General features: G+C 31.6%; 11 protein-coding genes. 5 read left to right on the top strand and 6 right to left on the bottom strand.

The annotated features are described in order from the left end of the window. Nucleotides 1-3: 3 nt before the first annotated feature. The 5 genes from ABD939_RS09860 to prfB form a co-directional block, all read right to left on the bottom strand. Nucleotides 4-2,424, bottom strand: a complete 2,421-nt coding sequence (locus tag ABD939_RS09860) for a TonB-dependent receptor (protein WP_345167799.1) — start codon at nucleotides 2,422-2,424, stop codon at nucleotides 4-6. A gap of 121 nt (nucleotides 2,425-2,545) precedes the next feature. Continuing rightward, entirely contained in the window at nucleotides 2,546-5,071 is a 2,526-nt protein-coding gene (locus tag ABD939_RS09855) for a TonB-dependent receptor (protein WP_345167796.1), read from the bottom strand. Between the two features lie 182 nt (nucleotides 5,072-5,253). Further along, a complete protein-coding gene (gene arsC / locus ABD939_RS09850) occupies nucleotides 5,254-5,595 on the bottom strand; it encodes an arsenate reductase (glutaredoxin) (protein ID WP_345167793.1) in 342 nt (113 codons plus the stop codon). Beyond that, nucleotides 5,592-6,212 (bottom strand): HAD family hydrolase, encoded by a 621-nt coding sequence (locus ABD939_RS09845; protein ID WP_345167791.1) that lies wholly within the window; start codon nucleotides 6,210-6,212, stop codon nucleotides 5,592-5,594. The genes arsC and ABD939_RS09845 overlap by 4 nt, the downstream gene beginning before the upstream one ends. After that, a protein-coding gene (gene prfB, locus ABD939_RS09840; protein WP_345167788.1) for a peptide chain release factor 2 occupies nucleotides 6,209-7,319 on the bottom strand; the annotation gives its coding sequence in 2 pieces (ribosomal slippage) (nucleotides 6,209-7,255 and nucleotides 7,257-7,319; 1,110 coding nt in all). Before prfB ends, ABD939_RS09845 begins: the two co-directional genes overlap by 4 nt. An 82-nt stretch (nucleotides 7,320-7,401) precedes the next feature. On the opposite strand from prfB, the gene ABD939_RS09835 reads away from it, so the two are divergent. After that, the gene (locus ABD939_RS09835) at nucleotides 7,402-9,813 is read left to right on the top strand and encodes a zinc-dependent metalloprotease (RefSeq protein WP_345167786.1); all 2,412 of its coding nucleotides are present in this window, start codon (nucleotides 7,402-7,404) and stop codon (nucleotides 9,811-9,813) included. 5 nt (nucleotides 9,814-9,818) lie between these two features. Further along, nucleotides 9,819-10,847 carry a threonine aldolase family protein gene (locus ABD939_RS09830; RefSeq protein WP_345167783.1) on the top strand — a complete coding sequence of 343 codons (1,029 nt, stop codon included), beginning with the start codon at nucleotides 9,819-9,821 and terminating at the stop codon, nucleotides 10,845-10,847. Here the strand turns inward: ABD939_RS09830 and ABD939_RS09825 are convergent. Further along, complete coding sequence (locus ABD939_RS09825; RefSeq protein WP_345167779.1) at nucleotides 10,840-11,163, bottom strand: YbaB/EbfC family nucleoid-associated protein; 324 nt, start codon at nucleotides 11,161-11,163, stop codon at nucleotides 10,840-10,842. The genes ABD939_RS09830 and ABD939_RS09825 overlap by 8 nt on opposite strands. Nucleotides 11,164-11,303: 140 nt before the next feature. On the opposite strand from ABD939_RS09825, the gene ABD939_RS09820 reads away from it, so the two are divergent. The 3 genes from ABD939_RS09820 to capB all read left to right on the top strand — a co-directional run bounded on the left by ABD939_RS09820 (nucleotide 11,304) and on the right by capB (nucleotide 16,007). Continuing rightward, nucleotides 11,304-13,373: a S9 family peptidase gene (locus ABD939_RS09820; RefSeq protein ID WP_345167777.1), complete on the top strand. Its 2,070-nt coding sequence runs from the start codon at nucleotides 11,304-11,306 to the stop codon at nucleotides 13,371-13,373. A gap of 78 nt (nucleotides 13,374-13,451) precedes the next feature. Further along, entirely contained in the window at nucleotides 13,452-14,492 is a 1,041-nt protein-coding gene (gene capA, locus ABD939_RS09815; protein ID WP_345167775.1) for a cysteate synthase, read from the top strand. Between the two features lie 255 nt (nucleotides 14,493-14,747). Then, nucleotides 14,748-16,007: a cysteate-C-fatty acyltransferase gene (gene capB / locus ABD939_RS09810; RefSeq protein WP_345167774.1), complete on the top strand. Its 1,260-nt coding sequence runs from the start codon at nucleotides 14,748-14,750 to the stop codon at nucleotides 16,005-16,007. The last annotated feature ends 48 nt before the right edge of the window (nucleotides 16,008-16,055 follow it).

The raw sequence follows: 16,055 nt of genomic DNA, 5'->3' as shown, positions 1-16,055 counted from the left end.
CAATTAGATATCTATATCACCACCACTAAAGTTTCTTTGAAACTCTTGTTTCTTCTTCTGATTAAATCTATATGTGAATGATAAGTTATAGGTTCTTACACCTCTATACCGAAGTTCTCTCTCAGTAATAAAATCTTCTGTATCAACAGTACCAGTAAATGCACGACTGTTAAACAAATCACTTATATTAAAAGCTATAGAAGCTTTTTCTTTGAACAAATCTTTACTAAAAGCCAAGTCTACTGCCAATACACCGTCTCTTGTATTTTGAGCATCTAAAGTGGGACCTCTATAGTTTAAATTAGTTTGCCAGTCTATATCTTTAAATATGGTTAGCTTGTTGTTTAGGCGAACTGTCCAACTTACGTTTTCCGAGTCAAAATTATTACCATTAAATTCGCCTTCAATTATAGAGTTGAATAAATTGAAGTCTGTATTAACACGCCATTTTCTGGAAGGACTATAAGTAAGATTGAATTCAAAACCATAACGATTTTCTGTTGCAATGTTTGATGGTGTTCTTAAAACTACAGGAGTGCTTCTACCACCTACATCTACAAAATCTCCCGTATTTCTGCTAACAAATTTAATTATGTTTGTAGAACGCTGATAGTATGCAGATGAGCTTAAAACAAACTTATTAAACCTATTGAGATAACCTAAATCTATCTGGCTAGAATATGTTGGATTAAGCCCAGGTTCTCCTTGAAAAATGTTAGTAATACTACTTCTTGATGGATACGGATTTAGGAAGAATGACCATGGGCGACTTAATCTTCTGTTAAAACCAAGCGTTAAGTTTTCGTCATCATCAAATTCATAAGTTAAGTTAACTGTTGGAAACAAGCCTGTGAAATTTCTTTTTTCAAAATCTCCAGATGTTGGCTGATCTAGAGTAAGTTGCGTGTTCTCCATACGTAAACCCAATAAATAAGAAAATTTATCAACCTTACTTCCAAATTGCATGTATGCAGCATGTATGTAATTTCTAAAATTAAATACGTTGGTTAAGCCCGTATCAACTTCAAACATATTGGTATTTGTGTTTAATAGCTCTACTCTGTAATCTGTTTTTGAATCATTATAATCTCCTCTATAACCTATCTCAAATTGGCTATTCTCTCCTAATGGTAAAACATAATCAGTTCTTAAAAATATTTTAGAATCATCAATGTCTTGATCAAGAATATCTGTGTCTGTACCATCAACATTTATTAACGAGAATTCATTTCTTTCATTATCTTCAAACTGAAAATCGAAAGTTAATTTATGTCCACTTGTTTTGAAATTTTTAGTATAATTAAATGAGTATTGAATATTTTTTGAGTCGCGATCTTGAGGATCTATTCTTAAACTTTCTGATGTTAAATTCAAGTTAGAATCAAACTGCAATAAATTATTAATTGAATTTCGTCCACCACCATTATCGCTATAAACCATAGCTGTTGTTATTGATGAGGATTCGTTAATATACCACTCAATTCCAAAATTATTTGTTATGCCTTTTGATGTTTCAGTCCAGTCCCTTCTTTCGTCAAGAATATTTCCAGTAGATTTAAAAGTTGTAGTAGAATACCAGTATCCTGGAGATTCATTATACCTGTAAGACAATGTATTAAAAATGTTTAAATCTCCTGTTCGGAAATTTATATTTCCAGATAAACCAGCTCTATCTGGATGACCTACATTTGCTGTAATTGCGCCATTAAAGCCTTGGAGCTTACTACGACGCAAAATTATATTTAAAATTCCTGCGGTTCCTTCCGCTTCATATCTAGCAGAAGGAGATGTAATAACTTCAACTTTTTCAATAGCTTCAGCTGGAAGTTGTCGTAAAGCTTCACTAGAATCTAAACCAACCAACCCGGATGGTTTACCATTTATAAGAATTCTTACATTATCATTTCCACGCAATGCGATTGTGCCTTCAGCATCAACAGAAACCGATGGTACGTTATCTAAAACATCGCTAACATTACCACCACGAACGGTAAGGTCTTTACCAACATTGTATATTTTTTTGTCTAATCTAACTTCAACAGTAGTTTTTTCAGCGATGATTTCAACTTCAGCTAACGATTCTAAATTCAGATATAATGATACAGTTCCTAAATCGAAGTTAGAGTCAATTTTTTTCTTTTCAATAACAAATGATTTGTATGAAATGTATTCAATTTTAATGTCGTAAATATCTTCACTTACTTTTATTTCGAAATCACCGTTTATATCAGTAATAGTTCCATCAACGATTTTCTGTTGTGTAAGACTAAACAGAGAAACGGTAGCATACTCTAAAGGTAAATTTGTTTCAGCATCTATAACTTTACCTTTTATAATTCTATTTTTTACGTTTGAAGGGTTTGGGTCTGCAAACAAAATATTAGTAGATAAAACAGAAAAGAATATTAAAAAAAAGTATTTCATTTCAAGTAATTTTGTGCAAAACTATATATATGAAGGATTAACTACGGTTAAAGAAAAGTTAAATAAAATAACACATTAACATTGAGTTGTTTAACGTTTAAAATGTTTTATTTGTGAGGGTTTAGCTATCAAAATCTAAATCATCATCGTCATTATTTTGGCGTCTTTGTCGTTGTTTTTGTTGGTTAAACCTATATATTAATGATAAATTAACTTGACGTTGTCTTCTCTGAGATTCATTAAAACTGGAAAAGAAATCAGTAGTAGTTGTCGATCTACGTTTTCTACTGTTAAATAAGTCTCTTACGTTTAATGTTATTGTGGCGTTATCATTAAAAAATTCTTTACTAAAAGCTAAATCTAACGAGAAAATACCTTTATCTTTACTCTGAGCATTTTGTCTGGCACCTCTGTAAAAAGCATTAGTTTGCCAATCTATTTTATGGGGTAAAGTTACTTTTCCACTAAAACGAGCAAACCAACTTGTATTATTTGCTGCATAACTTACACCATTAAATTCTCCCTCTGTCTCAAATTTAAATATATTGAAGCTCGTATTTAGTCTTAACCATTTTTCAGGATTATATAATATGCCAAATTCACCACCAGTTCTTTTATTAGTTGATAAGTTTACAGGTATTGTTCTTATGATATCAATACCATCAGTAGTTTGTTGACCTGTATTTTCTTGAATACGCTCAAACGAATCTGTTTCATATTGATAATAAACTGAAGTTGTTAGTGTCAATTTATCCCAACGTTTTAAATAACCAATATCAAATGCACTAGCAAAGGCAGGATTTAGATTTGGATTTCCTTGAAACACATTAGTTCTACTTGATCGAGATGGAAAAGGATTTAAGAAAAACCCACGTGGTCTGTTAACTCTTCTGTTGTAACCAAGAGTGATGCTTTCCTCTGAATCATCTTCTGTACCACTTAAGTTATAAATAACATTTAGGGTAGGGAATAAGCCTAAAAAGTTATTATTAAAATCTGTATCTATTGGAAAGCCAAAGGCTTCTTCTAATTCAGCATCTGTTAGTCTTGAATCTATATTTCCTTTAAGTTGAGTGTTTTCTAAACGTAAACCTACTAGAAACGAAAACTGACCAAATTTGGTTCCGTATTGTGTATAAAATGCATTTATATTTTGACTGTAATCAAACACATTTGATATGGTATCATTTACAAAAAATGTATTTGTTACAATATCTTCTTGCTCTAATAGATAGTCTGACACTTCGTTATTAAAATTACCTCTGTAACCTGCTTCAAACCTAGAATTTTTACCAATAGGTAAAACGTAGTCAGTTTGAAATAGGTATTCTTTTTCTTTTTGGTTTACAAATACTTGTTCTCTTTGAAAAGGGTCTGGATTGGTTTGATTTGTAATAATATAGTCTTCGTCAAAAAAAGTAAATTGATCTTCAGAACCATTTTCAAACTGAATATCAGCAGTTAATTCATGCCCGTTTTTATCAAATCTTGTGATGTAGTTTAGTGCCAATTGATAGTTTCCTCCGTCTTCTTCTTGTCTTTCTTGGCGTAAAGTTCTCTCAACAACACTATTGTTATTAAAGCGTTCGCTATTATTCTTTGACAAATCTGCATCTTCACCATATCTATAAAACAAGCTTCCTGTTACAGAAGTTTTATCAGAAAGGAAGTATTCTAAACCAAGATTCCCGTTATAGTTTCTGTTTAAACGTTCTACTTGTTCATCTTCAATAATTCTCTCAAACTCTGGAGTAATAGTTGCACCATTTACTAATCTGTCAAAATATTCGGTATCGTCAAAACTATTTCTGGGAGCGTTAAAATATCTAAACCCCAGATTTGAAAAAAGATTAAATTTTTCTGTTCGGTAATTAATATTAACATTAATTCCAAAATTATCAGGGTTTCCTACTGTAGCATTTAGTGAGCCATTAAATCCTAAAGTTTCTTTTTGTCGTAGTATGATATTTAATATTCCTGCGGTTCCTTCAGCATCGTATCTAGCAGAAGGCGAGGTAATTACTTCAACACGTTCTATAGCTTCGGCTGGTAACTGACTTAAAACATTGGAATCTCCAAAACCTGCTAATGCAGATGGTTTTCCATTTATTAAAATTCTAACACTTTCATTTCCTCGTAAACTAATAGCACCATCAATATCTACTGAAACAGATGGTACATTATTTAGGGCATCGCTAACTGTACCTCCAGCAGTTGTTAGATCTTTGCCTATATTGTATATTTTTTTGTCGAGTTTTATTTCAACTGTTGTTCGTTCTGCAACAATTTCAACAGCATTTAAAGATTCAAAATTTAATTCTAATTGTAGAGTTCCTAGGTTTAAATTTTGGTTAATTTCTTTATTTTTTATTGTAATTGTTTTGTATGAAATATACTCAATTTTGATGTCGTAGATATCCTGAGCAACCTTAATACTAAATTCGCCATTGGTATTTGTAATTATTCCATCTACAACTTTTTTTTGAGCATAGCTGTAAAACGAAACTGTTGCATATTCTAAAGGTTGTTTAGTTTCTGCATCTACAATTTTACCTTTTATGGTAATGTTTTTGTCTATTCCAGCATTAACAACGTTGCAAATGCTTAAAAGTAGTATGAATAAAAAAAATCTGTTCCTGTAATCCATTGGTTAGTTTTGCATTTAGACTAAAAGATTACTCTGTAGTTTAAGCTTTATTAGTTAAAAACTTGTTAAATAAAGCTTTTTGATTAACTACTAAAAATCACTTAAAATGCAAATCTATAATTATGATAACTTGATTGGGGTTAATTTTTTGTTAAAACATTTTAAAAAAAAATTAAACAAAATTAAATAATTTCAAGAATACGTTCAGGTGGTCTACCAATAACAGCTTTGTTACCACTAATAACTATAGGGCGTTCAATTAGTTTTGGGTGATTTACCATAGCCTCAATAGTTTCAGTATCTGTTAGTGTTTTTCCTTTAAAATCACTTTTCCAAATGGCTTCATTTTTTCTTACTAAGTCTATAGGATTTATATTTAGTAATTCTACTATTTCTTTTAATGCTTCAACAGAAAGATTGTTGTCCAAATATTTTACAACTTCAAATGGTTTACCCGATTTTGTTAATATTTCTAATCCTTGTCTGGATTTAGAGCAGCGTGGGTTATGGTATATTTTTGTCATTTTATATGGATGTTATATAATTCTAAACTTTTTATAAGTTCGTCTGGGTTTATAAACTGAATCCCATTTATTCCAAGAGTATTAGCGGTTTTAATATTTTTTAAATTATCGTCAATAAAAACTGAATTTTTTGCTTCAATGTTAAAACGATTTAATGTGATATCGAAAATTTTTTTAAAAGGCTTTCTTGTCTTTTCATCACCAGAAACTACAATACCCTCAAACCAATTTAAAAATTCAAAACGTTGTTTAGCAATTGGAAATGTTTCATTACTCCAATTTGTAAGTGCAACTACTTTGTATTTATTTGTTTTTATTAATTTTTCTAAAATTTTTACAGTTCCAGTAATTTCTCCTCCAAGCATGTTTTCCCATTTACCATAATACATTTCAATAAAAACTTTGTATTCTGGAAATTGCCCAACTAAATCAGAAGTAGCCTGTTTAATAGGATAGCCAGCATCTTGATTTTCATTCCAATCCATGGTACAAATGTTATCGAGAAACCATTGCATTTTTTCTCTATTGCCTTCAAAAGCATCTAAGAAAACATACTCAGGATTCCAGTCGATAAGTACACCGCCTAAATCGAAAATTATGGTGTCTATTTTTTTCATAATTGATTGTCATCTTCAACTTTTTGCCCCATCATCATTAAATAGGCCTTTAAAAAGTTATCAATATTACCATCCATAACAGCATCAACATTTCCAGTTTCATGAGCGGTTCTAACGTCTTTCACTAACTTATATGGATGCATTACATAATTTCTAATTTGACTACCCCATTCAATTTTCATTTTTCCAGCCTCTATATCTTCACGCTGCGCCATTTGCTTCTGCAACTCAATCTCGTATAATTGAGACTTTAACATTTGAAGAGCTCTAGACCGGTTGTCGTGTTGAGAACGTGTTTCGGAACATTGAATTTGAATACCCGAAGGTTTGTGTAATAATTGTACTTTGGTTTCAACCTTATTCACGTTTTGGCCTCCAGCACCACTGGAGCGCGCTGTGGTGATTTCAATATCTGCTGGATTAATTTCTATTTCTATAGAATCATCAACTAGAGGATAAACATATACAGATGCAAAACTGGTATGGCGTTTTGCATTACTATCAAAGGGAGAAATACGAACTAAACGATGTACTCCGTTTTCACCTTTTAACCACCCAAAGGCAAAATCCCCTTCAATTTCTAAAGTCACTGTTTTTATACCTGCAACATCACCTTCTTGAAAATTGAGCTCTTTTACTTTAAAACCACTTTTTTCAGCATACATGAGGTACATACGCATTAGCATACTTGCCCAATCGCAACTTTCTGTTCCACCAGCACCAGCTGTAATTTGTAGTACAGCACTTAAACTATCACCTTCTTCTGAAAGCATGTTTCTAAACTCAATATCCTCTAATAAGTTAGCAGCTTTTTCAAAACGTTTTTGAACATCTTCAAGTGTTGCTTCTTCCTCTTTGTAAAATTCATAAATAACTTCAAGATCCTCTACTAATGTTTTTGCATCGTTAAAATCTTGAACCCATTTTTTCTTTACACGAATAGATTTCATAATAACTTCTGCCGCTTTAGAGTCGTTCCAAAAATTAGGGTCAAAAGTTTGTTCTTCTTCGTTTTGTATTTCTATAAGTTTGGCATCTATGTCAAAGATAGTGCCTAAGTTTATCTAGGCGGGTATTGAGATCTTTTATTTGATCGGATGTAATCATGTGTAGAATTTATTTAGAACAAAAATAGGATTTATAGATTGATATTAAAATAATATGTAGCTTTATAAAAAAATAATTATTTATGAAGAAACTAATACTAACCATTTGTTTATTTGTCAATATTTTCAATTGCTTTTCTCAAGGCTTAAAAGATAAAAAGTTAAGTACTTATAATGGATTTTTTAATTTTCATTATGTAGAAAGTGAAGACAAAATTTATCTAGAGGTAAAAGATTTAAACAAAGAATTTTTATACATTAATTCGTTAGCTACCGGAGTTGGATCTAATGATATTGGTTTGGATAGAGGGCAATTAGGAAATGAGCGTATCGTAAAGTTTGAAAAAGCTGGAAATAAATTATTATTAGTTCAGCCAAATCAGAAATACAGAGCTATTACCAATAATGAATTAGAACGTAATAGTATTGAGCAGGCTTTTGCTAAATCTGTTTTATTTGGTTTTAAAATAGTTGAGAAACGTGATGATATTTATATCATAGATTTCACTCCTTTTTTAATGGAAGATGCACACGGTGTAGCAAATACATTAAAACGTTCTAAAGAAGGAGTCTATAAAGTAGATTTAACTAAAAGCGCATTGTCGCTAGTAAGAACTAAAGCATTTCCAAAAAATGTAGAATTTGAAGCGTTGCTAACTTTAAAGGGAACACCTACAGGAAAAAAACTTAGAACAGTGGCTCCAACACCATCGTTAATAAGTGTAACTCAACATCATTCTTTTATAGAACTCCCTGATGATGATTATAAACCTAGAGCTTTTGATGTTAGAAGTGGTGCCATATCTATGTCTTATTTAGATTACGCAACACCTGTGCACGAACAAATAAAAAAGCGTTTTGTTACAAGACATCGTTTAAAAAAGAAAAACCCTCAAGCTTCAGTTTCGGAGGCGATTGAGCCAATTATTTATTATTTAGACCCTGGTACTCCTGAACCTGTTAAGAGCGCCCTTTTAGAAGGCGCTTCATGGTGGAATCAAGCTTATGAAGCTATTGGTTTTAAAGATGCTTTTCAGGTTAAAATACTACCAAAAGATGCAGACCCTATGGATTGTAGATATAATGTTATTCAATGGGTACATCGTTCTACTAGAGGTTGGAGTTACGGTGGCAGTGTAACAGACCCTAGAACTGGCGAAATAATTAAAGGTCATGTGAGTTTGGGGAGTTTACGTATTCGTCAAGATTTTTTAATCGCACAAGCCTTATTAAATAAACCGTTTGCAAAACGCGATGATAATTATAAACCAATGCTTGATATGGCTTTGGCTAGAATAAGGCAGTTAAGTGCGCATGAAGTTGGGCATACTTTAGGTTTAGCCCATAATTTTGCAGCAAGTACAAATAGCAATGCCTCGGTTATGGATTATCCGCATCCTCAAATTAGGTTGATAAACGAAGAGGTAAATATTGATAACGCCTACAGTACAGGTATTGGCGAATGGGATAAAGTAACAGTAGCCTATAGTTACAGTGAATTTTCAGAAAATAAGAATGAGAAAATTGAATTAAATAGAATACTTAATAATGCTTCTAAAAAAGGCTTACGATTTATAACCGATAGTGATGCTAGAGCTGCTGGTGGGGCACATGGTTTAGCACATTTATGGGATAATGGAAAAAGTGCTTCTGTAGAATTAGACGATGTTTTAGCAGTTAGAGAAAAAGCAATTTCTACGTTTTCTGAGGATAATATAAGAACCAATGAACCATTTTCTGTTTTAGAGGATGTATTCGTACCTCTCTATTTTTTTCATCGCTATCAAACTGAAGCTACCACAAAACTAATAGGTGGACTAGACTATAATTATGCTATTAAAGGTGATGAGAATTTTACAACTAAACCAATTAGTTCCGATACACAACGAGATGCGCTAAAATCGATTCTTAAAACGATTTCAGCTGAAACCATAGCTATACCAAAAGATAAACTGAATTTATTTCCTCCTAGAGCTTTTAATTACTCTAGAACAAGAGAATCTTTTCAGGGTATAACTGGCGTAAGTTTTGATGCCTTAAGTGCTGTTTCTACTTCAAGTGAATTAACGCTAAAATTTTTATTACACCCGGAAAGAATGAATAGATTAATTCAGCAAGAAAGTTTAGATAATAAGCAATTAGGAATCAGAGAAGTTTTTGAAGAACTTATCGAAAATTCATTTTCTACGGTTTATAAAGACGACTATTTAATCGAAGTACAACAGATGATTAATGTTGAGGTTTTAAAATATTTAATGAATCTTGCAGTAAATGATAAAACGTTTTTTCAAGTAAAATCTGAAGCAAATACTGCTATTAATAATATTTCAAAACTGATTTATGATAAAAAGAGTGGAGTTAAATATGCAAATCAATATGCTTTCATGATTTCAGAATTCAAAAAACATCCAGATAAATTTAAATTAAAAAACACGCCCAAGATACCTGATGGTTCGCCAATAGGTTCTGGTATTTGTAACTATATTTTAAATTAATTTTTATGATAATTGACTTAAGAAGCGATACCGTAACAAAACCATCAAAAGGGATGTTGGAGGCTATGACGGAAGCTAAAGTTGGTGATGATGTTTTTAGAGAGGATCCAACAGTAAACAAGCTAGAGCAACGCGTAGCTAAAATGTTTGGAAAATCTACTGCATTATTTTTTCCAAGTGGCACAATGGCAAACCAAACAGCTATAAAGTTACATACTAATCCGGGAGATCAAGTTATTTGTGATAAATACGCTCATATTTATAATTATGAGTCTGGTGGAGCCTCTTTTAACAGTGGTGTTTCCTGTAAACTACTAGATGAAAATAAAGGGATGTTTAATGCGCAACATGTTTTAGATGCTATAAATCCAGAAGCTTATTATTACAGTAAAACAAGTTTAGTTGAAATTGAAAATACTGCAAATAGAAGAGGAGGAACAACTTGGGATTTTAATGAGATTCTAAAAATTAAAAAAGTTTGTGATGAACATGAGCTTGGTTTTCATTTGGATGGTGCACGGTTATGGAATGCATTGGTAGCTAAAAATGAAACCACACAACAATATGGTGAAGTATTTGATACTATTTCGGTATGTTTAAGTAAAGGTCTTGGTTGCCCTGTAGGTTCTGTTTTAGTTGGCGATTCAAAAATCATGGAAAACGCCATTAGAATCCGAAAAATATTTGGAGGTAACATGCGTCAAGCAGGATATTTAGCAGCGGCTGCCTTATATGCTTTAGATAATAATGTAAATCGTTTAATTCAAGATCATAAAAAGGCTAAAGAAATAGGAGAGGAGTTGTCTAAACTATCCATAATTAAAACTATAGAGCCAATTGAAACCAATATTGTTATTTTCGAATTGAATAATGATATAAACGAAAACGAATTTGTGAAAAAATTAGCCGACAATAATATTTATGTAATTAGTATGGGTGGAGGTAAGCTAAGAATAGTTACGCATATGGATTATTCCGATGCCATGCATGAAAGTTTTTTGAGATATTTAAAGGGGTTTAAATTAATCACTTAAACATATCCATCCCAGGGATATTAGGCATACCATCTTTTGCAACAGCTGCTAATTCAGCTTCATTTATGCTAGTTGCTTTTTCAATTGCTTTGTTCAACGTTATAATTAAATAATCTTCTAGTTGCTCTTTATCTTTAAGTAATTCATCATCTATTTCAATAGATTTAAACGTTCTATTAGCTGTTAATGTAACTTTTAATTTTTCGTCGTTGCTGGTCTCATCAACCAAAACAGTGTCTAAACGTTTTTTTGTTTCCTCAACTTTTTTTTGGGCTTCTTTAAGCTTATTCATCATGCCCATCATATCTCCAAACATAAATTCTTATTTTAATTAGTTTTTGCAAATTTATTACAATAAGCTAAGAACAAATTGTTTTTTGTATGAAAAAATATAAAATTCAATTATAGTTTTAACCTTTATCTTATTTTTGCATTTCCTAAAAAAATAAATACTAGATGAGTGAGAATGCAAATGATATTAAAATTCCAAAAGCTAAAAAAATACCTAGAGAATTAATTATTCATGATGATGTAAGAGTAGATAATTATTATTGGTTGAACGACAGAGAGAACCCTGAGGTAATTAAATATCTTAATGAAGAGAATGCTTACACGAATAGTGTTTTAAAACATACAGAAGCCTTTCAAAAAGATTTATTTGAGGAAATGAAAGGCAGAATTAAAGAAGATGATTCATCTGTTCCATATAAACTTAATGGATATTGGTATTTAACACGTTACGAAATAGGAAAAGATTATCCTATTTACATTCGTAAAAAGGAAACCTTAGAAGCGCCTGAAGAAATTCTATTCGACTGTAATGAAATGGCTGAAAATCAAGCCTATTTTAACTTAGGAGGAATTTCTATTAGCCCAGACAATACAATGGCAGCTTTTTCTACAGATTTGGTTAGTAGAAGACAATATACGCTTCAAATTAAAAACTTAGTTACCGGAGAAATTTATGATGATAAAGTTTTAAACACTACAGGGAGTGCAACTTGGGCAAATGATAATAAAACCTTGTTTTATGCAATGAAAGACGAGGTGACGTTGCGTTCAGAAAAAATATTTAAACACAAATTACAATCTGATACTAAGGAAGATAGAGTTGTTTATTTTGAAGAGGATGAGACTTTTAATACGTTTGTTTACAAAACAAAGTCAAAAAAATATTTAGTTATTGGTTCGTCTAGTACGCTGTCTTCAGAATATAGAATTTTAAATGCAGATAATCCAGATGGAGATTTTAAAGTATTTCAAAAAAGAACTCAAGATTTGGAATATAATATTGCACATTATAACGATTCGTTTTACATTATTTCAAATTTAGATAATGCTACTAATTTTAAATTACTCAAAACCCATGAAGATTTTACTGAAAAAAACCATTGGGAAGAAGTAATTCCTCACAGAAAAGATGTTTTAATTGAAGATATTGAAATTTTTAAAGACTATTTAGTTGTTAACGAACGTGAAAACGGTCTAAATAATTTAAGAATAATAAATTGGAATGGAAATGAAGATTATTATTTGCCTTTTAATTCTGAAACTTACAATACTTACATAGGTAATAATCCAGATTTTGACAGTGATGTTATGCGTTATGGATTTAATTCTTTAACCTCACCAAGTTCAATAATTGACTATAATTTCACTACAAAGAAAAGTAAAATAATGAAAGAACAAGCGGTTTTAGGAGGTAAGTTTAAAAAATACAATTACGAGTCTAAACGTATTTGGGCTACTGCTAGAGATGGTGTAAAAATCCCTATCTCTTTAGTCTACAAAAAAGAAATCAAGCTAGATGGAACAAATCCGTTATTACAATATGCATATGGTTCTTATGGTTCAACGGTCGATCCTTCATTTTCAACCATAAGGTTAAGTTTGCTAGAAAGAGGTTTTGTGTATGCCATTGCACATATTAGAGGTGGCGAATATTTAGGAAGAGATTGGTATGAGAATGGAAAATTATTAACTAAGAAAAACACATTTACAGATTTTATAGACTGTTCTAAACATTTAATAAAGGAAAAATACACCTCAAGCAAACATTTATATGCTTACGGAGGTTCTGCCGGTGGTTTATTAATGGGTGCAATTATTAATATGAATCCAGAATTATATCATGGTGTATTAGCTGCAGTTCCTTTTGTAGATGTAGTTACTACTATGTTAGACGACACTATACCATTAACTACTGGAGAATATGATGAGTGGGGTAACCCTAATGAAAAATCGTATTATGATTATATGAAATCTTACTCACCCTACGATAATGTTGATGCTAAGGCATATCCACATATGTTAGTAACTACAGGTTTGCACGACTCGCAAGTACAATACTGGGAACCTGCAAAATGGGTAGCAAAACTTCGAGAACTAAAAACAGATAGTAATAAATTATTATTGCATACTGATATGGATTCAGGTCATGGAGGGGCTTCAGGCCGATTTGAAAGCTTAAAAGAAGTCGCTATGGAATATGCTTTTCTATTAGATTTAGAGGGAATTACTAGCTAATAAAAAAAAAAATATTACTTTTGTCTGGTTTTAAGAAGTATTAAATTTCAAATAATACATCTTAAATAAAAAGCATTTATGAAGCACAGAAATCAAGTTTTTGACAATGTACTGGATTTAGTAGGTAATACACCGCTAATCAGACTTAATAAAATAGCTTCCAAGTTTAAAGGAAACTTTTTTGCAAAAGTTGAATCTTTCAATCCTGGGCAATCTTCCAAAGATAGAATAGCACTTTATATAATAGAACAAGCTGAAAAAAAAGGTATTCTAACACCTGGTGATACTATCATTGAAACAACCTCTGGTAATACAGGGTTTAGTATAGCAATGGTTAGTATTATTAAAGGTTACGAATGTATTTTAGCTGTTAGCTCGAAATCTTCAGCTGACAAAATAGATATGCTAAGAACTATGGGAGCAAAGGTTTACGTTTGTCCAGCACATGTTAGTGCAGACGACCCTAGGTCTTATTACCAAGTAGCAAAACGTTTACATGAAGAGCGAAAAGGTTCTGTATACATTAATCAATATTTTAATCAATTAAATATTGATGCACATTACAAATCTACAGGTCCCGAGATTTGGGAACAAACTGAAGGTAAAATAACGCATTTGGTAGCATGTAGTGGAACTGGAGGAACAATTTCTGGTACAGCTAAATACTTAAAAGAGCAAAACCCTAATATTAAAGTTATTGGTGTTGATGCTTTTGGTTCTGTAATTAAAAAATACCATGAAACTAGAGAGTTTGATGAGAAAGAAATATACCCATACAGAATAGAAGGCTTAGGAAAAAACTTGATTCCAACTGCAACAGATTTTGACTCGATAGATGAATTTGTAAAAGTTACAGATGAGGAAAGTGCCCATATGGCAAGAGCTATAGCTAAAACTGAAGGTATGTTTGTAGGGTATACATCTGGTGCAGCAATGCAAGCAATAAAGCAATTGGGGGAAGAGAAAAGATTTAAGAAAACTGATAATGTGGTTATTATTTTTCCAGATCATGGTTCTCGCTACATGAGTAAGGTTTACAGTGATAAATGGATGAATGAGCAAGGCTTTTTTGATAGCATTAATGAAGAAACGACACAAAAAATTCAGTATATAAAATAATTCATTTAAATTATACTTCAAAAGAGATAGCATTGTTATAACAATAAAATGCTATCTCTTTTTTTATTTTATTAATAATTGAGAGGTAAAAATTATGAACAAACAATATAAATAATTAATTTTGCACAACTAACTAAAGATTAAAGCTTTCATAAAACATAATGAAACATTAAAAAGTTTTTTTGTTTTTCCTTGTAAAAGCCTCTCCTGGTCGATAGTTATGTCTTAACATTAATAGCAACTATACTATAATAAATGAAAGATTTATTTGAAAAGATTTATAAGGACAAAGGACCATTAGGCAAATGGGCGTCACAAGCTGAAGGATATTTTGTTTTTCCTAAACTAGAAGGAGAGATTTCTAATAGAATGAAATTTCAAGGAAAAGATGTTATTACTTGGAGTATTAACGATTATTTGGGTTTGGCTAACCATCCTGAAGTTCGTAAAGTAGATGCTGAGGCTGGAATAAAATATGGGTCAGCTTATCCAATGGGTGCTAGAATGATGTCTGGTCATACAGATTTGCACGAGCAACTTCAAAATGAATTAGCGGCTTTTGTTAAAAAAGAAGCAGCTTACCTTTTAAATTTTGGTTACCAAGGGATATTATCGACTATTGATGCTTTAGTTGGTAAAGATGATATTATTGTTTACGATGTAGATTCGCATGCTTGTATAATTGATGGTGTACGATTACACATGGGTAAACGATTTACATATAAGCATAACGATGTTGAGAGTTTAGAGAAGAACTTAGAGCGCGCTACTAAAATGGCTGAACAAACAGGAGGTGGTATTTTAGTAATCTCTGAAGGTGTTTTTGGAATGCGAGGAGAACAAGGTCGTTTAAAAGAAATAGTAGCTTTAAAAAAGAAATTTAATTTCAGATTTCTAGTTGATGATGCACATGGTTTTGGAACCTTAGGAAAAACAGGTGCTGGTGCCGGTGAGGAGCAAGGTGTTCAAGATGATATTGATGTGTATTTTGCTACGTTTGCTAAATCAATGGCTAGTACCGGAGCATTTATTGCTGCAGACCAAGAAATTATAGACTATTTAAAATACAATTTACGTTCTCAAATGTTTGCAAAATCTTTGCAAATGCAACTAACTGTTGGCGCATTAAAGCGATTAGAAATGCTTAGAACAATGCCTGAGTTAAAAGAGAATCTTTGGAAGATAGTTAATGCACTACAATCTGGTTTAAAAGCTCGTGGTTTTGATATAGGAACAACTCAAAGTTGTGTTACACCGGTATATTTAAAAGGAAGTATTCCTGAAGCTATGGCTTTAGTTAGAGATTTGCGTGAAAATTACGGAATATTCTGTTCTATAGTAGTTTACCCTGTAATACCTAAAGGATTAATTTTACTTAGAATGATTCCAACAGCTACACATACATTACAAGATGTTGAAGAAACTCTAGACGCCTTTGATGCTATTAGAGAACGTTTAGATAATGGAACTTATAAACGCTTATCTGCTGCAGTTATGGCTGCAATGGGAGAGTAATTTCTATAAAAAAACAAACAAATAAAAAATCCGATTCTCTTAGAGAAT

Source organism: Algibacter aquimarinus (assembly GCF_039543265.1).
Classification (GTDB): domain Bacteria; phylum Bacteroidota; class Bacteroidia; order Flavobacteriales; family Flavobacteriaceae; genus Algibacter_B; species Algibacter_B aquimarinus.
The sequence above is the reverse complement of the archived record's forward strand: the minus strand, read 5'-3'. Positions and strand labels throughout refer to the sequence as shown.